This is a genomic window from Pseudomonas sp. S2_C11 (genome assembly GCF_054668395.1).
In genome coordinates, this window is sequence record NZ_CP162765.1 from 3,101,405 (window position 1) to 3,121,562 (window position 20,158).

General features: G+C 57.4%; 24 protein-coding genes. 7 read left to right on the forward strand and 17 right to left on the reverse strand.

The annotated features are described in order from the left end of the window. Positions 1 to 2: 2 nt before the first annotated feature. From pheT to thrS, 6 genes are all read right to left on the reverse strand, one after another. Positions 3 to 2,381, reverse strand: a complete 2,379-nt coding sequence (pheT, locus tag AB4N48_RS13985; RefSeq protein WP_460093677.1) for a phenylalanine--tRNA ligase subunit beta — start codon at positions 2,379 to 2,381, stop codon at positions 3 to 5. Between the two features lie 26 nt (positions 2,382 to 2,407). Beyond that, the gene (pheS, locus tag AB4N48_RS13990; RefSeq protein ID WP_003226365.1) at positions 2,408 to 3,424 is read right to left on the reverse strand and encodes a phenylalanine--tRNA ligase subunit alpha; all 1,017 of its coding nucleotides are present in this window, start codon (positions 3,422 to 3,424) and stop codon (positions 2,408 to 2,410) included. A 109-nt stretch (positions 3,425 to 3,533) separates the two neighbouring features. Then, a complete protein-coding gene (gene rplT / locus AB4N48_RS13995) occupies positions 3,534 to 3,890 on the reverse strand; it encodes a 50S ribosomal protein L20 (protein ID WP_002553161.1) in 357 nt (118 codons plus the stop codon). A gap of 27 nt (positions 3,891 to 3,917) precedes the next feature. Then, complete coding sequence (gene rpmI, locus AB4N48_RS14000; RefSeq protein ID WP_002553160.1) at positions 3,918 to 4,112, reverse strand: 50S ribosomal protein L35; 195 nt, start codon at positions 4,110 to 4,112, stop codon at positions 3,918 to 3,920. A gap of 60 nt (positions 4,113 to 4,172) precedes the next feature. After that, positions 4,173 to 4,724, reverse strand: a complete 552-nt coding sequence (gene infC, locus AB4N48_RS14005; RefSeq protein ID WP_169432615.1) for a translation initiation factor IF-3 — start codon at positions 4,722 to 4,724, stop codon at positions 4,173 to 4,175. Beyond that, positions 4,724 to 6,646, reverse strand: a complete 1,923-nt coding sequence (thrS, locus tag AB4N48_RS14010; RefSeq protein ID WP_024012407.1) for a threonine--tRNA ligase — start codon at positions 6,644 to 6,646, stop codon at positions 4,724 to 4,726. The genes infC and thrS overlap by 1 nt, the downstream gene beginning before the upstream one ends. A gap of 370 nt (positions 6,647 to 7,016) precedes the next feature. Here thrS and AB4N48_RS14015 point away from each other — a divergent pair, with 370 nt between their 5' ends. Continuing rightward, a complete protein-coding gene (locus AB4N48_RS14015; RefSeq protein ID WP_041478556.1) occupies positions 7,017 to 7,319 on the forward strand; it encodes a hypothetical protein in 303 nt (100 codons plus the stop codon). 290 nt (positions 7,320 to 7,609) lie between these two features. Then, entirely contained in the window at positions 7,610 to 7,822 is a 213-nt protein-coding gene (locus AB4N48_RS14020; protein ID WP_003179963.1) for a cold-shock protein, read from the forward strand. A 65-nt stretch (positions 7,823 to 7,887) separates the two neighbouring features. On the opposite strand, the gene AB4N48_RS14025 is transcribed toward AB4N48_RS14020, so the two are convergent. Together AB4N48_RS14025 and AB4N48_RS14030 are read right to left on the reverse strand one after the other, a co-directional pair. Then, positions 7,888 to 8,205: an I78 family peptidase inhibitor gene (locus AB4N48_RS14025; RefSeq protein WP_095179508.1), complete on the reverse strand. Its 318-nt coding sequence runs from the start codon at positions 8,203 to 8,205 to the stop codon at positions 7,888 to 7,890. A gap of 166 nt (positions 8,206 to 8,371) precedes the next feature. Further along, entirely contained in the window at positions 8,372 to 8,674 is a 303-nt protein-coding gene (locus tag AB4N48_RS14030; RefSeq protein WP_056784439.1) for a hypothetical protein, read from the reverse strand. A 129-nt stretch (positions 8,675 to 8,803) separates the two neighbouring features. Here AB4N48_RS14030 and AB4N48_RS14035 point away from each other — a divergent pair, with 129 nt between their 5' ends. Then, complete coding sequence (locus AB4N48_RS14035) at positions 8,804 to 9,004, forward strand: hypothetical protein (protein WP_016774045.1); 201 nt, start codon at positions 8,804 to 8,806, stop codon at positions 9,002 to 9,004. Between the two features lie 33 nt (positions 9,005 to 9,037). Here AB4N48_RS14035 and AB4N48_RS14040 read toward each other — a convergent pair whose 3' ends face one another. The 8 genes from AB4N48_RS14040 to AB4N48_RS14075 all read right to left on the reverse strand — a co-directional run bounded on the left by AB4N48_RS14040 (position 9,038) and on the right by AB4N48_RS14075 (position 16,651). After that, complete coding sequence (locus AB4N48_RS14040) at positions 9,038 to 10,066, reverse strand: nucleoside hydrolase (RefSeq protein ID WP_460093679.1); 1,029 nt, start codon at positions 10,064 to 10,066, stop codon at positions 9,038 to 9,040. A 31-nt stretch (positions 10,067 to 10,097) separates the two neighbouring features. After that, on the reverse strand, positions 10,098 to 10,502 hold the full coding sequence (rbsD, locus tag AB4N48_RS14045; protein ID WP_041478553.1) for a D-ribose pyranase: 405 nt from the start codon (positions 10,500 to 10,502) through the stop codon (positions 10,098 to 10,100). Then, positions 10,499 to 11,416 carry a ribokinase gene (gene rbsK / locus AB4N48_RS14050; protein WP_236169314.1) on the reverse strand — a complete coding sequence of 306 codons (918 nt, stop codon included), beginning with the start codon at positions 11,414 to 11,416 and terminating at the stop codon, positions 10,499 to 10,501. The genes rbsD and rbsK overlap by 4 nt, the downstream gene beginning before the upstream one ends. Before the next feature lie 24 nt (positions 11,417 to 11,440). Further along, a complete protein-coding gene (locus AB4N48_RS14055; protein ID WP_056784428.1) occupies positions 11,441 to 12,460 on the reverse strand; it encodes a LacI family DNA-binding transcriptional regulator in 1,020 nt (339 codons plus the stop codon). A 3-nt stretch (positions 12,461 to 12,463) separates the two neighbouring features. After that, the gene (locus AB4N48_RS14060; protein WP_016774040.1) at positions 12,464 to 13,441 is read right to left on the reverse strand and encodes an ABC transporter permease; all 978 of its coding nucleotides are present in this window, start codon (positions 13,439 to 13,441) and stop codon (positions 12,464 to 12,466) included. After that, complete coding sequence (locus AB4N48_RS14065) at positions 13,438 to 14,991, reverse strand: sugar ABC transporter ATP-binding protein (protein WP_041478550.1); 1,554 nt, start codon at positions 14,989 to 14,991, stop codon at positions 13,438 to 13,440. The genes AB4N48_RS14060 and AB4N48_RS14065 overlap by 4 nt, the downstream gene beginning before the upstream one ends. A 55-nt stretch (positions 14,992 to 15,046) precedes the next feature. Beyond that, on the reverse strand, positions 15,047 to 16,003 hold the full coding sequence (locus AB4N48_RS14070; protein WP_024012403.1) for a sugar ABC transporter substrate-binding protein: 957 nt from the start codon (positions 16,001 to 16,003) through the stop codon (positions 15,047 to 15,049). A gap of 198 nt (positions 16,004 to 16,201) precedes the next feature. Continuing rightward, positions 16,202 to 16,651: a hypothetical protein gene (locus AB4N48_RS14075; protein ID WP_041478549.1), complete on the reverse strand. Its 450-nt coding sequence runs from the start codon at positions 16,649 to 16,651 to the stop codon at positions 16,202 to 16,204. A 336-nt stretch (positions 16,652 to 16,987) separates the two neighbouring features. Here AB4N48_RS14075 and AB4N48_RS14080 point away from each other — a divergent pair, with 336 nt between their 5' ends. The 3 genes from AB4N48_RS14080 to AB4N48_RS14090 all read left to right on the forward strand — a co-directional run bounded on the left by AB4N48_RS14080 (position 16,988) and on the right by AB4N48_RS14090 (position 19,237). Continuing rightward, positions 16,988 to 18,076: an asparaginase gene (locus tag AB4N48_RS14080; RefSeq protein ID WP_137215736.1), complete on the forward strand. Its 1,089-nt coding sequence runs from the start codon at positions 16,988 to 16,990 to the stop codon at positions 18,074 to 18,076. A gap of 197 nt (positions 18,077 to 18,273) precedes the next feature. Further along, a complete protein-coding gene (locus AB4N48_RS14085) occupies positions 18,274 to 18,543 on the forward strand; it encodes a DUF1654 domain-containing protein (RefSeq protein ID WP_217863818.1) in 270 nt (89 codons plus the stop codon). A 4-nt stretch (positions 18,544 to 18,547) separates the two neighbouring features. Continuing rightward, positions 18,548 to 19,237: an endonuclease gene (locus AB4N48_RS14090; protein WP_375123397.1), complete on the forward strand. Its 690-nt coding sequence runs from the start codon at positions 18,548 to 18,550 to the stop codon at positions 19,235 to 19,237. A gap of 83 nt (positions 19,238 to 19,320) precedes the next feature. On the opposite strand, the gene AB4N48_RS14095 is transcribed toward AB4N48_RS14090, so the two are convergent. After that, the gene (locus tag AB4N48_RS14095) at positions 19,321 to 19,686 is read right to left on the reverse strand and encodes an SPOR domain-containing protein (RefSeq protein WP_041478546.1); all 366 of its coding nucleotides are present in this window, start codon (positions 19,684 to 19,686) and stop codon (positions 19,321 to 19,323) included. A gap of 250 nt (positions 19,687 to 19,936) precedes the next feature. Here AB4N48_RS14095 and csrA point away from each other — a divergent pair, with 250 nt between their 5' ends. After that, positions 19,937 to 20,131, forward strand: coding sequence for a carbon storage regulator CsrA (gene csrA / locus AB4N48_RS14100; protein ID WP_003179932.1), 195 nt, complete (start codon positions 19,937 to 19,939; stop codon positions 20,129 to 20,131). Positions 20,132 to 20,158: the final 27 nt, after the last annotated feature.

The following is a 20,158-nucleotide window of genomic DNA, read 5'->3' on the forward strand; positions in this document are numbered from 1 at the left end:
CGTCACTTCCTTAACGTGGCGTTCAACCTTTGTTCGAGCGAGGTGAGGATATTTTGCGTCGTCGAATTCACCTCTTCGTCATTAAGAGTGCGCGATGGATGCTGCCAGGTCAAGCCGACTGCAAGGCTTTTTCTATCAGGATCAATACCTTTACCCTGATACACGTCAAACAGCCTGAGCTCTGTGAGCCATTCGCCTGCATTTTCACGGATTACGTCCAGCACAGCCGAGGCCGCGACGTCTTTGTGCGCGATCAGTGCAAGGTCACGACGCACTTCAGGAAAGCGCGACAACTCGTGGAATTTCGGCATTTTACCGAGCGCCACTTCCGCCAGAACCAGCTCGAAGACGAACACCGGACGATCCAGCCCCAAGGCTTTCGACAATTCTGGGTGGATCGCACCAATGAAGCCTACTTCGCGACCTTCACGCTCGATGCGCGCGGTCTGACCCGGATGCAGCGCCGGGTGCTTGCCCGGAGCAAAGGTGAACGAATCCAGGGCACCGGCGAAACCCAGCACCGCTTCCACGTCAGCCTTCACGTCGAAGAAGTCGACAGTATCCCGACCCTGCGCCCAGCCTTCCGGCAAGCGACTCCCGCAAACAACCCCGGACAGCATCGGCTCTTGCTTCAAGCCTTCAAGCTGACCAACGAAGCGCAGGCCGCTCTCGAACAGACGCACGCGATCCTGCTGACGGTTGAGGTTGTGCTGCAACGCCTTGACCAGACCTGGCCACAACGACGAGCGCATGGCGGCCATATCGTTGGAGATCGGATTGGCCAGCAACAGCGGCTCGACACCTGGACTGAACAGTTCGAACTGACGCGGATCGATGAAGCTGTAAGTGATCGCTTCCTGATAACCACGAGCAACCAGCAGACGACGCAGCTCAGGCAGATCACTACGCGCTTCGGCCTTGGCTTGCGGCGCCAGACGCGCTTGCGGGTAGCGAACCGGCAAACGGTTGTAACCGTAAAGACGCGCCAACTCTTCGATCAGGTCGACTTCCAGGCTGATATCGAAGCGGTGGCTTGGCACTTCAACGCGCCATTGGCCTTCGCCGTCAGCAGTAATGCTCAGGCCCAAGGCACTGAGCAGACGCTCGACCTGTGCCGAATCCATCTCCATGCCGAGCATCTGAGTGATGCGCTGAGCACGCAAAGTGATCGGTGCAATCGATGGCAGATGTTGTTCGCTGACGGTCTCGATGATCGGACCAGCTTCGCCGCCAGTGATTTCCAGCAGCAGGCCAGTGGCGCGCTCCATGGCTTCACGTGCCAGCTGCCAGTCAACGCCACGCTCGTAGCGATGCGAAGCGTCGGTATGCAAGCCGTAAGAACGTGCCTTGCCGGCAACCGCAATCTGATCAAAGAACGCAGATTCGAGGAACACATCACGGGTGGTCGCGGAAACACCGCTGTGCTCGCCACCCATCACGCCGGCGATCGCCAGTGCACGAGTGTGGTCAGCGATGACCAGCGTATCGCTGCGCAGGCTGACTTCCTGACCATCAAGCAGAACCAGCTTCTCGCCCTCTTCAGCCATGCGCACACGAATGCCGCCATTGATTTCGGCGAGATCGAAAGCGTGCAGCGGTTGGCCGAGCTCGAGCATGACGTAGTTGGTGATATCGACGGCAGCGTCGATGCTGCGCACGTCGGCGCGACGCAGACGCTCAACCATCCACAGCGGGGTTGGCTTGGACAGGTCGACGTTACGGATGACCCGACCCAGGTAACGTGGGCAGGCCGCCGGGGCCAGCACCTCGACCGAGCGGACTTCGTCGTGTACCGCTGCAACCGCAGCCACCACAGGACGGGTTACCGGCACGGCGTACAGCGCGCCGACTTCACGAGCCAGACCGGCCAGGGACAGGCAGTCGCCACGGTTCGGGGTCAGGTCGACCTCGATGCTGGCGTCTTCCAGATCCAGATACACACGGAAATCTTCGCCCACCGGCGCATCGGCCGGCAGCTCCATCAGACCGTCGTTGCCCTCACCGACCTGCAGCTCTGCCTGCGAGCACAGCATGCCGTTGGACTCGACGCCACGCAGCTTGGCCTTCTTGATCTTGAAGTCGCCCGGCAGCTCTGCGCCAATCATGGCGAACGGAATCTTCAGGCCCGGGCGCACGTTTGGCGCTCCGCACACGACCTGGAAGGTTTCCGCGCCATTGCTGACCTGGCATACGCGCAACTTGTCGGCGTCCGGATGCTGCTCGGTGCTCAGCACCTCACCCACCACCACACCACTGAATACGCCGGCGGCCGGAGTAACGCTATCGACCTCAAGACCGGCCATCGACAGACGGGCAACCAGCTCGTCGCGATCTACCTGCGGGCTTACCCAGCCACGCAGCCATTGTTCACTGAATTTCATCCTGCTCTCCTAAGAATTCGTTACGACTAGCGAAATTGCGCGAGGAACCGCAAGTCGTTGTCGAAGAACAGACGCAAGTCGTTCACGCCGTAACGGAGCATGGCCAGACGCTCGACACCCATGCCGAAGGCAAATCCGGAGAACTCTTCCGGATCGATGCCGGACATGCGCAGCACGTTCGGGTGAACCATGCCGCAGCCCATCACTTCCAGCCAGCCAGTCTGCTTGCAGACGCGGCAGCCTTTGCCGCTGCACATCACGCATTCCATATCGACTTCAGCGGATGGCTCGGTGAAGGGGAAATACGAAGGACGGAAACGCACGGCCAGTTCTTTCTCGAAGAACACCCGCAGGAATTCTTCGATGGTGCCTTTGAGATCGGCAAAATTGATATCGCGATCAACCAGCAGGCCTTCGACCTGGTGGAACATCGGCGAATGGGTGATATCGGAGTCGCTGCGATAGACGCGGCCCGGGCAGACGATGCGGATCGGCGGCTGCTTGGATTCCATGGTGCGGACCTGTACCGGCGAGGTATGGGTGCGCAGCAACATGTTGGCATTGAAATAGAAGGTGTCATGCATCGACCGGGCCGGGTGATGGCCTGGGATGTTGAGCGCTTCAAAGTTGTGGTAGTCGTCTTCGACCTCAGGGCCTTCGGCGATGCCGTAGCCAATGCGGGTGAAGAACTGCTCGACACGCTCCAGAGTCCGGGTGACCGGATGCAGACCGCCAGAGGTCTGGCCACGGCCCGGCAACGTCACGTCGATGGATTCGGCAGACAGTTTGGCAGCCAGTTCGGCTTCTTCAAACAATGCCATGCGCGCATTGAGAACGCCTGTAACACGTTCCTTGGCAACGTTGATCAGCGCACCGACTTGCGGACGCTCTTCGGCCGGCAGATTCCCCAGGGTCTTCATCACCTGAGTCAATTCGCCCTTCTTGCCAAGGTATTGAACCCGGATTTGCTCCAGGGCATTGATATCTTCAGCGCTTTGCACAGCCTCTAGTGCTTGAGAGACCAGCGCATCCAGGTTTTCCATGTACAGACTCCAGATACAAAATAGGGGAAGAGCTTGAAGGCTCTTCCCCTATTTATGACGTTTAACACCTGGCCCCACAGAGGTGAGGCCGGGTGACTGTCGGGGGTACTTAAGCCAAGGTGGCTTTAGCTTTCTCGACAATCGCAGCAAACGCCGCTTTTTCGTTCACTGCCAGATCAGCCAGAACCTTACGGTCGATCTCGATGGACGCTTTTTTCAGGCCAGCGATGAAACGGCTGTAGGACAGACCGTTAACACGAGCACCAGCGTTGATACGAGCGATCCACAGAGCGCGGAACTGACGTTTTTTCTGACGACGGTCACGGTAGGCGTATTGGCCTGCCTTGATTACCGCTTGCTTGGCAACACGGAATACGCGGGAGCGTGCGCCGTAGTAGCCTTTAGCAAGTTTCAGAATTTTTTTGTGACGCTTACGGGCAATGACGCCACGCTTTACACGAGCCATGAGTTACTTCCTCTATTCTTGACTAAATTAACGAAGGCGCAGCATGCGCTCGACTTTTGCCACGTCAGACGGATGCAGCAAGCTGCTACCGCGCAGTTGACGCTTACGCTTGGTCGACATTTTAGTCAGGATGTGGCTCTTGAAAGCGTGCTTGTGCTTGATGCCGTTAGCAGTTTTCAGAAACCGCTTGGCAGCACCACTTTTGGTTTTCATTTTTGGCATGTTCGGATACTCCGCATTCAGTTGATAAACATAATCAGAAGGCCTGCCGTGCCCTGTTGATTACTTCTTCTTTTTCGGGGCGATGACCATGATCAGCTGGCGTCCTTCCATCTTAGGATGCTGTTCGACCGAACCGTACTCGAGCAGGTCTTGTTCAACCCGCTTGAGGAGTTCCATCCCCAGCTCCTGGTGGGCCATCTCACGGCCGCGGAATCGCAAGGATACCTTGGCCCTGTCCCCGTCACTCAGGAAACGTACCAGGTTGCGCAGTTTTACCTGGTAATCCCCTTCCTCCGTCCCTGGACGAAACTTGATTTCTTTAACCTGAATCTGCTTCTGGTTTTTCTTCGCCGCGGCAATCTGCTTCTTCTTCTCGAAGATCGATTTGCCGTAGTCCATCACCCGGCAAACAGGCGGGACTGCATCTGCGGAAATTTCCACCAGATCAAGCTTTGCTTCTTCAGCGATACGAAGCGCTTCATCAATCGAGACGATGCCAATCTGCTCGCCATCAGCGCCAATTAACCGAACCTCGCGTGCCGAGATATTCTCGTTGATCGGGGCTTTCGGTGCAGCTCGTTTATCTTGTCTCATTTCACGCTTAATAATAATTACTCCGAATCTGGGCGACCACGCCGGGAAACCGCTTGCGCGAGAAACTCAGCGAACTGGGCGACGGGCATCGAGCCCAGGTCAGCACCTTCACGAGTACGCACAGCGACAGTCTGCATCTCGACTTCCTTATCTCCGATAACCAAAAGATAGGGAACCTTGAGCAAAGTATGCTCGCGGATTTTAAAGCCGATCTTTTCATTTCTCAAGTCGGACTTGGCACGAAATCCGCTTTCGTTGAGAGTTTTTTCAACCTCTGCAACAAAATCTGCCTGTTTATCAGTGATATTCATGATCACCGCCTGGGTCGGCGCGAGCCAAGCAGGGAAAGCACCTTCGTAGTGCTCGATCAGAATCCCGACGAAACGCTCGAACGAACCGAGGATCGCGCGGTGCAACATCACCGGGTGTTTGCGGCTGTTGTCTTCGGAGACGTATTCAGCGCCCAAACGGACAGGCAGGTTAAAATCGAGCTGCAAGGTACCACACTGCCAGACTCGACCGAGACAATCTTTCAGCGAGAACTCGATCTTCGGCCCGTAGAAAGCACCCTCGCCCGGCTGCAGATCGTACGGCAGGCCAGCAGAATCAAGGGCTGCAGCCAATGCAGCTTCAGCGCGATCCCACAGCTCATCGGAGCCGACGCGTTTTTCCGGACGAGTGGACAGTTTCATCTCGACTTCGGTAAAGCCGAAATCGCGATAGACATCCATGGTCAGCTTGATGAACGCAGCGGACTCGGCCTGCATCTGCTCTTCGGTGCAGAAGATGTGCGCGTCGTCCTGAGTAAACGCTCGCACGCGCATGATGCCATGCAACGCACCCGACGGCTCGTTACGGTGGCAAGCACCGAACTCGGCCAGACGCATCGGCAACTCGCGGTAGCTTTTCAGGCCCTGATTGAACACCTGCACGTGGCATGGGCAGTTCATCGGCTTGATGGCGTAGTCGCGGTTTTCCGACTGAGTGGTGAACATGTTGTCGGCGTAGTTGGCCCAGTGCCCGGATTTTTCCCACAGGCTGCGGTCGACGACTTGAGGAGTCTTGATCTCAAGGTAGCCGTTGTCGCGCTGGATCTTGCGCATGTACTGCTCGAGCACCTGGTATAGAGTCCATCCATTCGGGTGCCAGAACACCATGCCCGGCGACTCTTCCTGAGTGTGGAACAGGCCCAGACGCTTGCCGATCTTGCGGTGATCGCGCTTCTCGGCTTCTTCGATGCGCTGAATGTAAGCCGCCAGCTGTTTCTTGTCCGCCCAAGCGGTGCCGTAGACGCGCTGCAATTGCTCGTTCTTGGCGTCGCCACGCCAGTAGGCGCCCGACAGCTTGGTCAGCTTGAAGGATTTCAGGAAACGCGTGTTCGGCACGTGCGGACCACGGCACATGTCGACGTATTCTTCGTGATAGTACAGACCCATGGCCTGCTCGTTCGGCATGTCTTCAACCAAACGCAGCTTGTAGTCTTCGCCACGAGCCTTGAACACTTCGATCACTTCAGCGCGCGGAGTGACTTTCTTGATGACGTCGTAATCTTTCTCGATCAGTTGCTGCATGCGCTGTTCGATAGCCGCCATGTCTTCCGGCGTGAAAGGACGCTCGTAGGCGATGTCGTAATAGAAGCCTTCGTCGATGACCGGGCCGATGACCATCTTCGCGGTCGGGTACAGCTGCTTGACCGCGTGGCCAACCAGGTGCGCGCAAGAGTGGCGAATGATCTCCAGCCCCTCTTCATCCTTTGGCGTAATGATTTGCAAGGTCGCGTCGCTGCTGATGATGTCGCTGGCGTCGACCAGTTGGCCATTGACCTTGCCCGCGAGCGTGGCCTTGGCCAGGCCTGCACCAATGGATGCGGCGACCTCGGCTACGGAAACCGGGTGATCGAATGAACGTTGACTGCCGTCGGGAAGAGTAATAGTTGGCATGGCGCCTCCTCTCCTAGTGGTGACCCCTACCAAAGGTCACGTGGGTTGGGATGAGCCAGTACAAGATCCGATCCAGGCCATTCAATGACGAACGCCTGCCTTACAGCGGCAGGAGCCTTGCGGCCAACCGGAAAACCGAACCAGAGTGACTGGGATTCAAATCGGAAAAATTCGCACGCCGACCGCTTCGGGACTGAAGGTCATCCGAAGCCTGAGAACGCTTGAGCCCGGCATGCTAGCACAGATGAGCGGTCGCTTACGCCCTGATTTGGCAGAAGGCCAAATGTCCGTTTTTATGCCAGAGTGCTGAACTTGATCGGCCTTTGCGCCCTCAGATAACAAGACATTGACCCACAAGGAGCATCCTCGCATGCGTCTGAAAAGCTTATTCGCCCTCGTCGCCCCCGTCGTTCTGCTGCTGCCACTGAGCGCCCATGCCGACTGGCCAAAAGGCGAGCGCGAGAAGTACATGGCCCAGTGCACTCAGGCTGCCACCCAACAAATTGGTGCTGCTGCCGCCAAATCCCACTGCGCTTGCGGTGCCGATGCCATCAAGTCTTATCCGGCCAGCGACATTCAGGCACTGATGGACAACAAGGCGACTCCTGAATTGCAACAGAAAGCCCTTGGCCAGATCGCCAAATGCAAGGCAAATACCGCCCCGAAAAAATAAGAAAACCGGGCATTAACATCGGCTGAAAGGCGGAAAAAAGTGCTGGAAATGAGGCTTTTCAGACGATTTATGCAGGTTTTACAGGTTTTTTTATCGTCTTTACGTTTCGCTGAAAGCCTTTCAAACCGGGGCTTTCAGCGCAACCAGGTGGTAAAGAAAACACGACTGATTGGCAAACAGCACGTCCGGGGGGCTACCAAAGCGAACATTTCGACTATGATACCCGGGTGTGCCCAGTTGGCCTGAGCAGCACAGCACTACTGAAAATATATGTTTCTTGGAGATACACCATGTCTAATCGCCAAACCGGCACCGTTAAATGGTTCAACGATGAAAAAGGCTTCGGCTTCATCACTCCTCAAGGTGGCGGTGACGACCTGTTCGTACACTTCAAAGCTATCGAATCCGACGGTTTCAAAAGCCTGAAAGAAGGCCAGACCGTCTCTTTCGTGGCTGAGAAAGGCCAAAAGGGTATGCAAGCTGCACAGGTTCGCCCAGAGTAATTTCTCGGCGCACTAAAAAAACCCCGTCCTGGTGACGGGGTTTTTTATGCCTGAGACAAAAGGACTCAGCCGCAGTTGACGCGGGTGACTATCAGGTTGTTGTCGGTGTTCAGGTTCAGGCGATCGGAGCGGTATTCCAGGGTGATCATGTCGTTCGGCTTGAGAAAACGCGCATTTTGCGCCCCAGCCTTGGCACGCGCCTGATCCAGCAACTCAGGGGATGCCTTCTTGCCGATGGCAAATTGCGCCGCCGATGCTTCGCAGCGGCTATTTCCTGATTCAGCCGCCACGGGCTCCTTTGCCGACTCGCTGGAAGTTGTGCTGCAACCAGCCAACAGAGCAGCGGCCATAAGTGCACCCAGTGTCGCGAACTTCAAAGGCATGAAGCCTCCTTGTTTTCAAATGTTTAAGCAGAGATCGTGCGACCGCCAATGCGGCGTTTGGTTTCAAGGCTCAAGCCATGCCCTGCCCCACGAGCGGAAAAATGCCGAGTGTGCCTGAGCCGCCCTGTCCGGCTCATCAAACATTCGTGACTGAATATTAACGACCTCAATAAACGTCGATGTAGTCGTAGGGCGGATTCGGCCAGTTGTCTTTGAGTGCGTTGAAAATCTGCATCACCCAGACTTCATCGCTGGCTGCGACGTTACCCACATAGCCCGACCCCTTCGCCCAGGTTTCCAGGCGAAACAACAGACCCTCGATATCCTGCCCACCGGTCACCGTAGACAGATAGGCAATGCCATCTTTGGTCACGCGCAATTGGTTGTGCACGTCGTCACTGCCCGAGGCAAGCAATTGGCGAACTGCTTCGAGTGTGAGGCCGTCAGGGGTATTCAGATCAATCTGCACAGCGGGGTCCTTTGCAAGCCAGAAAAGACCAAGTGTCGCATAGGGCTCCGCTCATGCCTAAGTCGCAGTGCCAAATGCCGCACAAAATGGTTAACTCGAAAACAGACATCCTGACCTTTCGAGCCTCCCATGACCAGTGTAAGCATCGACGCCGCCATCAACGCCAAATGGGCCGAAGGACACAGCTCTTACAGCCCCGGCACGACGGAAGAATTGGCGCTGATCGGCATTGATTTACTGGTCAAGGAGCTGGGGATAGAAGCGGCGCAGCATTTTATCAATCAGGTATTCGAACGCTATCCGATCGGTCAGGCCGAACAGCCGCAGTGAAAACCCGCAGGCAACCGCCTGCGGGTTGACGACTTATTTCAGGCGTTTCAGGCGCTCGGTCAGCAGATCAAAGAATCCCTGGGCGTCGCCATTTTCGACCCAGAATGCATTCTTAGGCGCTTTCAAGCCGTCGTACCAGTCGACAATGGTCTGGCCGAATGTCGGTCCTTCACGGCTATCCACCACGACGTTGACCGCCCGACCGGTAAACAACTCAGGCTTGAGCAGATACGCCACAACCGTCGCGTCATGCACCGGGCCACCGGGAATGCCGTAGTGCTCCATATCGCCCTTGATGTATTCGTTGAGAATGTCGCCGACGATCTTGCTCGCATTGTTGTTCAGCGCGGCGATCTGCTTCAGGCGTGCATCGCTGGTCAGGATCTTGTGGGTCACGTCCAGCGGCAGATAGGTGAGTTTCACCCCGCTCTTGAGCACCACCTCGGCAGCCTGCGGATCGGCGAACAAGTTGAATTCAGCCACAGGGGTGATGTTGCCACCGTTGAAATGCGCCCCGCCCATGATCACCACTTCCTTGATGCCCTGAACGATTTCCGGCTCCTGGATCAATGCCAGAGCCAGGTTGGTCTGCGGACCGAGCATGGCAATGGTGATGCTGTGCGGTTTGGCCGATTTAAGAGTGTCGATCAGATAATTGACCGCATTGCCTTTCGCCAAGCCTTTCTTCGGTTCGTGAACCGTGACGCCTGACAAACCTTCCTTGCCATGAATGTTCTCGGCGTAGATCGGCGTGCGCATCAGCGGCTTCGGTGCGCCAGCGTAAACCGGCACGTCTTCGCGCCCTGCCCATTCGCGAGCGAGTCGCGCGTTACGCGAAGTCTTGTCCAGGCGCACGTTGCCGGCGACAGTCGTTAACGCGCGGATATTCAATTCATCCGGCGACGCCAGCGCGAAGAGCAAAGCGACAACGTCGTCAGCGCCTGGATCGGTGTCGATGATCAAATCGATTTTTTCAGCGGCCTGAACGCCGGTCGCAGTTATCACAGACAAAAGCAGCAGACCCCGAAGCATTTGATGGAGTTTTTCAGCATAGCGTTGCATAGCGCATTCCTTGTGCAGGTGATATCGGAAATCAGAATGTAACCCCGGCGACCAGAACGATGTTGCAGTACGGCTGACATTCTCCTGTACGAATGATCGCCCTGGCTTGTCGGCTAAGCACCTTGAACTGCTCGTGGGTGAGCAGATCCCTACGGCCCAGCGCGCCCTCTTCGTTCAACGCGTCCAGATCGGCCAGCGCCGTGGGTTGTTTGTCGAAGATCTCTTTGGCCAGCACATGGCTCTCGACCTGCATCTCGCTGAGTACAACTTTCAGCGTGCTGACGAAATCAGGGATGCCATGGGTCAGTGCCAGATCAATCAACTCGACACCCGGTGGCACGGGCAAACCGGCATCGCCAATCACGACCATGTCACCGTGGCCAAGAGAAGCGATCAGTCGCGACAGCGCGACGTTAAGCAGAGGAGTCTTTTTCATGCGGGTTTGAACGCCTGTACTTCGGACATGGTTGGAATCGACGGTTGCGCACCGGCGCGGGTAACCGACAGTGCAGCGGCGATCTGCCCGTAGCGAATCGCCTCGGCCTCAGTCTTGCCATCGGCCAGCGCTGCGGCAAAACCGCCGACGAAAGTGTCGCCCGCCGCCGTGGTATCGACCGCCTTCACGGTCGGCGCGGGGAAATGTTCGAAGCCGTTGCCGTTGGCGAACAATGAGCCTTGCGCGCCTAACGTGACGATGACTTTGCCCGCGCCCATGGCAATCAACTGAGTGGCAGCCGTTTCTGCCGACTGCAGCGAGTCGACAGCGAGCCCGCTCAATGCGGCGGCTTCGCTTTCGTTGGGAATCAGATAGTCGATGGCGGCAAACCAGTCAGCCGGCAAAGGACGGCTGGCCGGCGCCGGGTTGAGGATGACGGTTTTGCCCAGCTCACGCGCACGCTTGAGCGCATGCCCGACCGTCGCATCGGGAATCTCGAGCTGACAGATCACTACATCGGCGACCTGTAAAACCGCATCAAAGCGGTCGACCACTGCCGGCGTCATTGCGCCATTGGCACCGGCGACAATCACGATGGCGTTCTGGCTGTTGTCATCCACCACAATCAGCGCTACGCCACTGGAATCCTCTACGACACTGACAGCCTCGCAGTCGATGTGCTCGGCGAGCAAGGCATCACGCAATCGCACACCGTAGTCGTCATTTCCGACGCAACCGATCATTGCCACCTTAGCGCCCAAGCGCGCAGCAGCAACCGCCTGATTGGCGCCCTTGCCGCCAGACACCGTGGCAAAGGAATGACCGATCAGCGTTTCACCGCCGCGTGGCAGCCGTGGCGCCCGGGTGACCAGGTCCATGTTCAGGCTGCCTATTACCACTACATTTGCTGGCATACATCACTACTCATCAATTCGGTTTCAGCGATATTCGGTGAACACGCCGGACAGCGGCGCGGTCGATTCGCGCAGGACAATGCTCGGGGTCACGATGCGTTGATCGGTGCCCGAATCCGGCGCAGCAATTCTGCGCAACAGCACTTCGGCGGCCATCTCGCCCAGTTGCAGGATCGACTGGCCGACCGTGGTCAGCGCCGGATAGACATAACGGCTCATCTGAATGTCATCGAAGCCGATCACCGACAGCTCGGCCGGTACCCGGACATTACGTTCAGCCGCCGCACGCAGCACACCGATGCCAATCATGTCGTTACCGGCAAAAATCGCGCTCGGCGGATTGATCTCGAGCAGCCGGGCAGCGGCGTTGTAACCGCCAGTGCTGGTGAAGTCGCTTTCGAGCATACGCTCCTCGCGCACCTCGATTCCCGCTTCTCGCAGCGCTCGGCAATAACCGGCCTGACGCATTTGCGCCACGCTGGTACTGGCCGGACCGCCGATGGTGGCGATGTCGCGATGCCCCAACTCGAGCAGGTGACGGGTTGCCAGATAAGCGCCGTATTCGTGGTCGATGCGCACCAGATCGGCATTTACACCCTCCAGGCCTCGGTCGACGATGACCATCGGCGTCTTCACGCCCGCCAGCCCTTGCGCCAGACCACTGTCACCGCCGGCGGAGGCGACGATCAAACCGTCGATGCGTTTTTCCAGCAACACGCGCAGATAACTGCGCTGCTTGTCCGGATTGTCGTCGGAGTTACAGAGGATCACGCAGTAACCGTTGCGCTCGCAGTAATCCTCGATTCCGCGCGCCAATTCAGCGAAGTACGGGTTGAGGCTGTTAGGCACCAGCAGGCCGATGGTCGCCGTGGTTTTGGCTTTCAGCGAGCGCGCCACGGCACTGGGAACGTAGTCGAGGCTCTTGATCGCCGCCTCGACTTTGCGCCGCACTTCTTGACTCACCGGGCGGGTGTTGTTCACCACGTGCGACACGGTCGTGTAGGAAATACCCGCAAGCGCCGCTACATCCTTGATCGTTGCCATGGTTCAGCCCCGGCGACTGGCGCGTTGACTGCGATAGGTGTCGAGCACCACGGCGATAACAATTACCGCACCGGTGATGATGCGCTTGGTCGGCTCCGTCGCACCAATCTGCGCGAGACCGGCCGCGAGCACGGAAATGATCAGCACGCCAAAGAAAGTACTGATTACCGAACCGCGTCCACCCATCAGGCTGGTACCGCCGATAACCACCGCCGCGATCACTTGCAGTTCCAGACCCGAACCTGCGTTCGGGTCAGCCGCTTCCAGGCGCGAAATCTGAAACAGAGCGGCAATGCCCGCCAGCAGCCCCATAAGGCTGAACACCAGAATCTTGTAGGGCTTGGGATTGATCCCGGCCAGCCGCACGGCTTCTTCGTTGGTGCCGATGCCGATCAGGTAGCGGCCGAAAACCGTGCGGGTCAAAACTGCCTGCGCGATGAAGATCACCAGCAAAGCGATGATGAACGACGGGGAAATGCCGAACGCGATCGGATTCGACAGCCAGGCGAACGCATCGCCAATGTAGGCAGTGCGCGACCCGGTCATCTGATACGCCACACCACGGGCCATTTCCAGCACGCCGAGGGAGACGATGAACGACGGAATCCGCCAGGCCACGGTGATCGAGCCAGTGATCGTCCCGGCCAGAGCCGCCACCGCCATGCCGAGCAGCGCCGCTGGCAAAACGCTCCAGCCCCAGCCGAGAATCGCAACGCTGACCGTCGATGCGGCTAACGCCAGCACCGAGCCGACGGACAAATCGATGCCGCCGATGATCAGCACAAAGGTCATGCCCACGGCCAGCACCATCAGGTCGGGAATCTGGTTGGCCAGGGTGCTGAAAGTGTTGTACGAAAGGAAATGGCTGCTCAGAACCGAGAACAGCGCAATCATCGCCAGCAAGGCACCGGCCAGGCCCAGATATGTGCCCAGGCCGAAGAAATTGCCACTACGTTTACTGGCAGAAGATGCAGTTTTCATGGGAGATCCCTAGGCGCTGCCTCATTGAGCAACGCATCACGTTTTTGGTAGCCGGCGAATGCGGCGGCAAGCAAATCATCCTGGGTCCAGCTGTCGCGCTCGAAGGTGTCGATCAGACGCCCCGCCGAAAGCACGCCGATCCGGTCGCAGATCAGCATCAACTCGCGCAAGTCACTGGACACCACCACCAACGCCTTGCCCTGGCGGGTCAACTCGCCGAGCAAACCGTAAATGTCGAACTTGGCACCGACATCGATTCCACGAGTAGGCTCGTCGAACAGCAGCACCGAACAATCGCGCTCCAGCCAGCGACCGATCACGACCTTCTGCTGATTGCCGCCGGACAGCTCCGAAACCAACTGCGTCGGGCTCGAACTACGGATACGCATGGCCTCGATCTGACGCTGCGCCAGGGAAATTTCGTCGCCGTTGTTGACGAAACCGCCACTGGAGATTTCCGGCATGTTGCCCAGAGCGATGTTGGCGCTGATCGACTGACTGAGCAGCAGCCCTTCGCCCTTGCGATCCTCGGTGATCAACGCGATGCCATTGCGTACGGCATCGACTGGCGAGCGAACACTCACGACCTTGGCCGGGGAGCCGAGCGCGATGGTGCCGCTGTCGGCAGCATCGGCACCGAATATCAGCCGCAGCAATTCCGTGCGCCCAGCTCCGATCAATCCGGAAATGCCGAAGATCTCCCCGGCACGCACCTCAAAAGAGACGTCGCGGACTTTGTCAGAGCGGGTCAGGCCTTTTACCGTCAACGCCGGAGCGCCGATCTTGCGCGGCCCCATGTCGATGTGTTCACCCAGTTCGCGACCGACCATCAAGGTGACCAGTTGCTCGCTGTTGTAGTTGGCCATCGGCTCGACGCAGACCAGATTGCCGTCACGCAGCACGGCAATACGCTGCGCCACCCGCGCCAGTTCTTCGAGACGGTGAGAGATATAGATGATGGAAACGCCGCGGGCCTGCAATCGGCTGATCTGCTCGAAGAGCATTTCGACTTCGCGCGCCGTGAGCATCGCGGTCGGCTCGTCAAGGATCAGCACATGGCAGTCGCCGATCAGGTTGCGCGCGATTTCAACCATCTGCTGATGGCCGATACCGAGTTCGCCGACCAGCGTGTCCGGATCGATCGCATCGAGGCCGACTTGCGCCATGGCTTCTATCGCGGCCTTGCGCAACTGCTTGCGGCTGATCCAGCCCGCGCTGCTCGGCAGATTATCCAGAAAGAGGTTTTCCGCCACCGACAGCGTCGGCAACAGATTGAGTTCTTGCATGACCATGCGCACGCCAAGCTCTTCAGCCTGGGTACGGCTGCCCGGACGATAGTCCTTGCCGTGGAATTGCATCTGGCCGGTAGTGGGTGTGACCAGACCACCAATGATCTTCGACAGGGTACTTTTGCCGGCACCATTTTCGCCGGTCAGCGCCAGTACTTCACCGCGCATCAGCGTCAGATCGATGCCGGTGAGCACCGGTTGCGCATAGGTCTTGCCGATACCGCTGACCGAGAGGACAGCGTTCGGGGCGGAAACTGACATAGAAATCTCCATGCGCTCGCCCGGACGGACGAGCGCCGTTGTGTCGCCAGATGACTTACTGGGTGACCAGCTCGACCGGTGTTTCGATCACGCCGTTGGCACCGCTGTCGACTTTCTCGCCTTTGATGATCTTCAGCGCGGTTTCGATGCCGAACACGGCCTGCTTGGCTGCAAACTGATCAGCCGTCGCCAGCACGCGGCCGTCCTTGAGCATTGGCTTGATGGCATTGATATTGTCGTAACCGACGACTTTCACCTGCCCAGCCTTACCAGCGGCACGGACTGCGGAAACGGCACCGACCGCCATGCTGTCGTTACCGGCCAGCAGCGCTTTGACATCCGGGTATTCACTGAGGATCGAAGCCGCAACCTTGTTGCCCTTGTCGATTTCCCAGTCACCGGACTGCAGCGAGACCACTTTGATCTGCGCGGCTTCCATCGCGTCCTTGAAACCGGCCGTGCGCGCCTGCGCGTTGGTGGTGGTGGACACGCCTTCGATGATGCCGACCTCGTCGCCCGCCTTCAGTTGCTTGGCCAGATATTCGCCAACCAGACGTGCACCCTTGCGGTTGTCCGGACCTACGAACGGCACGTTGATGTTTTTGCTTTTGACCACGGCGGGATCAAGCTGGTTGTCGATGTTGATCACCGTGATACCGGCGTCTACGGCCTTCTTGATCACAGGCACCATGGCCTTGGAGTCAGAAGGCGCGATCACCAGTGCATTCACCTTGGCCAGGATCATCTGTTCGACGATGCGAGTCTGGCCGGCAGTGTCGGTTTCGTCCTTGATACCGTTGGAGATCAGATCGAAATCGGCGGAGTGTTCTTTCTGGTACGCCTTGGCGCCGTCTTCCATGGTCAGGAAGAATTCGTTGGCCAAGGATTTCATGACCAGCGCGACTTTGGGCTTTTCTGCAGATTCGGCGAACGCCGAGGAGACAGGTAGTGCGGCGGCTGTGGCAGCCAGCATAGCGACAGCAAGAAGACGTGCGGCGAATGGCAGCTTCATGGGTTCACTCCGATCTTATGATTATTGTGAGCAACGTTTGCGCTGACGTAAGCTACGTCACGACTCCGGGAGCAGATGCCCTTCCAAGTCGCGCAAACGTTTGCGTAGACCGAACTATGAGAATCCCGCTGACATTTGTCAACAATCAGAAATCGTCTTTTGTTGTAGGCCGAATCGCTGAGTCGGCCATCAGACGCTTCAGGCGGTCGTGTTGACCAGGCCACCGCTGGTAGCGCTTTTCGACATCTCCTTGACCAACGCACCCGCCACTTCTGCCAGTGCGGCGCTGGTTTGCGCGATCTGGCCCTGAATCGACATCACTGCCTGGGACTTCGCTTCGGGAGTCGGATAGCTTGCAGCCTGAGCCGCAGCCAGTTGCTGTTGCTGCTCCTGAAGTTGCTTCTGCAATTCCTTCATCCGCTTGAGCAACGTCTTGACGGTGATGCTGAGATTGCTGTCAGCCTCGGTTTCACTGTTTTCCTGCACAGGCCCGCCACCGGTTCTGACCTGATTCTTCTCAGTCTTTTCGGTACCCAGCGCCTGCGCCGAAGTCTCATTGGTCGCATCGTTCAGGCTGTTGATCGTCGCTGCAGTTTTACCGCCAATGGTGACTGCAGCGGGATTGGCAAAACCGACCGTCAGTGACATGTGAACTCCTAAGATTTGGTTTCCTTGAGGACGCATCGGCCTGAGAGCACATTTCTTTAGCGGGGATTTGTCACCCGCCTGGCTTTTCAGAGATTGCCTATCGGCGAGCCGAACACGAATCCGTCTGTCGTTCGGAATCCCGGATGGATGGATCCTCAACGATGCTCTAGCCCTCGACAAATATTGATTTAAATCATTGGGTTAAACATTTTCCGCCAGCACATTACGCATGGTATGAATCCTGCTCCCGTCCTTGCACCTCGAGCATTCAGATCGGCTTGGGGCGCATCTAGATGAACCTGCATCAGCACCGTCTCACGACTAGAGAGAAAAATAATGAAATCTGCTTTCAATACCTTGATTCCGGGCGCATTGGCCCTCCTCCTGCTCCTGCCTACTGCCCTTCAGGCAAAAGAAGCCGAAACCCAGACGAAACTGGCCAACGTCGTCGTCCTCGCCACAGGCGGCACCATCGCTGGCGCCGGCGCCAGTGCTGCCAACAGCGCCACTTATCAGGCAGCAAAAGTCGGCATCGAACAACTGATTGCCGGCATTCCCGAGTTGAGCAAACTGGCTAACGTGCGTGGCGAACAAGTCATGCAGATCGCTTCGGAAAGCATCACCAACGACAACCTGCTGCAATTGGGTCGTCGCGTTTCCGAACTGGCTGACAGCAAGGACGTGGACGGCATCGTTATCACCCACGGCACCGACACCCTCGAAGAAACCGCTTACTTCCTGAACCTTGTCGAGAAGACCGACAAGCCGATCATCGTCGTAGGTTCGATGCGTCCGGGCACTGCCATGTCGGCAGACGGCATGCTTAACCTGTACAACGCCGTCGCCGTGGCGAGCAGCAAAGAAGCACGCGGCAAAGGTGTGCTGGTGACCATGAACGACGAGATCCAGTCCGGTCGCGACGTCAGCAAAATGATCAACATCAAGACCGAAGCATTCAAAAGCGCGTGGGGTCCGCTGGGCATGGTGGTCGAAGGCAAATCCTACTGGTTCCGCCTGCCGGCCAAGCGTCACACCATGGATTCGGAATTCGACATCAAGGACATCAAGAGCCTGCCTGACGTAGAAATTGCCTATTCCTACGGCAACGTCAGCGATACCGCCTACAAGGCACTGGCTCAAGCCGGCGCCAAAGCCATCATCCACGCCGGCACTGGCAACGGTTCGGTATCTTCCCGCGTGGTTCCATCCCTGCAAGCGCTGCGCAAGGATGGCGTGCAGATCATTCGCTCGTCCCACGTCAACGCCGGCGGCTTTGTCCTGCGTAACGCCGAACAGCCCGACGACAAATACGACTGGGTTGTCGCTCACGACCTGAACCCGCAGAAAGCCCGCATCCTGGCGATGGTTGCACTGACCAAGACCAACGACAGCAAAGAGCTGCAACGGATGTTCTGGGAATACTGATTGAACATCGCCTGATCACTTCTCGATCGGGCAATTGCGCATCACCTGTCAGCTTGGCAGGTGGTGCCCCGCTTACACCCTTCCAATACTTTTCCCACAAAAATCTCGACAAGTCCTACACCAAAATCGGAAACCCGCTGTCAGAGGATTTTCTTGAATTTTAAGCAGTTGCGAAATCGCTTACAGTTAAATACTGTATGCACGTACAGCTTAATAAGGATAACCTCGTGGCCACCTCTCCTGCTGCTCCTGACGCTTATGAACGCATGGGTATGCGCGTTCAGAAAATCATCAATTCCCCCACCGCACAAAAAGCCAAAGCCGCACTGATTTTCCGTCTGCCGGATGAGCCGATAGACGACTGGGAGCGCTTGCTCGAGGAAATCGACGAGAACGACAACGTCACCCTCGCCTATCGCGATGACGGTGGCGTGCAGATTTTTTGGGTTGTGCCGAAGGAAGATTGATTCAATGACTGTCCGCTGTGTTGCTTTGCTGTTGTTGTTTTTCGCCGTGGGCGCCCAGGCTGGCGCCCCACGTACATTTTCCGAAGCCAAGAAAGCTGCATGGAAACTTTATGCGCCGCAGTCCACGGAGTTTTACTGCGGCTGCAAGTACACCGGCAACCGCGTCGATCTCAAGGCTTGCGGCTATGTGCCGCGCAAGAACGCCAAGCGTGCATCGAGGATCGAGTGGGAGCACATCGTGCCAGCGTGGCAGATCGGGCATCAGCGGCAGTGCTGGCAGCAAGGCGGACGCAAGAATTGCACGCGTTACGATCCGGTTTATCAAAAGGCCGAAGCTGACCTGCACAACCTGGTACCGAGCATCGGTGAGGTCAACGGTGATCGCAGCAACTTCAGCTACGGCTGGTTGCCGGTGCAGTCCGGTCAGTATGGATCCTGCCTGACGCAGGTCGACTTCAAGGCCAAGAAGGTCATGCCCCGCCCTTCGATCCGCGGCATGATCGCCCGCACGTATTTTTACATGAGCAAACAATACGGACTGCGGCTGTCGAAGCAAGATCGGCAGTTGTACGAAGCGTGGGACAAGACCTATCCAGTGCAGGACTGGGAACGTCAGCGCAACCAGAGCGTGGCGTGCGTGATGGGGCGTGGCAACGAGTTTGTCGGCTCGGTAAATCTGAAAGCCTGCGGCTGATCGCAGCACAAAAAAAGGCCTCGAGTGTTATGCTCGAGGCCTTTTTCATGTCTGGCGTTCAATCTGTGTTGAAGGCGCTTCGCTTATGGCGTGAGCGGATGCTCAATCACCACCGACTCGATATTTTGTTTCTTGGCTTTTACCAACGCCGCATCCACCTGCACCTTGCGCGCTTCGGCATCAGCCTGGGAGTTGAACGGACCTATCAGAATTCGTGTTTTACCGTTGCCGTCCTTCACGACCGTCGGAACGAAAGCGTGCTCGATCAACCAGCCGCTCAGATCACTGACGGCCTGAGGAGTCTCGCCACGCACTTCCAGATCCCACTGTGGCGCGGCGGCCGCCGGCGCTGCCGCGACCTTTGTCTCAGGCTTGGGCGCATCTACACTCTTGCCTTCACCGCAGCCTGCCAATGCCAGTGCCGCTACCAGCCAAACCAATTTGCGCACAACGCTTTCCTCGGAATTCACAAAGCGGCGATCTTATCATTCATAAATACTTCGCGAGCCCCGCAAAATGGGCACAAAACAACGAGAATGATGATTGCAGCCTCTGTATAGTTACGCCCTGGGAATTAATGCCGCTTCTGCGCGTCAGAAAGATGCACCCAAACCGTGAGACTTCGCACTAATCTATAGATACCACCGACCTCTGCACTGTCTGAATCAGGTGCCCTACAAAGCAATCAAGGAGAAGACCATGCTGATACTCACCCGCAAAGTCGGTGAAAGCATAAACATTGGTGATGACATCACGATCACCATCCTCGGAGTCAGCGGCCAACAAGTCCGCATCGGCATCAACGCTCCGAAAAACGTGGCAGTGCACCGTGAAGAAATTTACCAACGCATCCAGGCCGGCCTGACCGCTCCGGACAAGCCGCAAACACCCTGAGCCACTTTGCATTACGTAGCCAGTCCT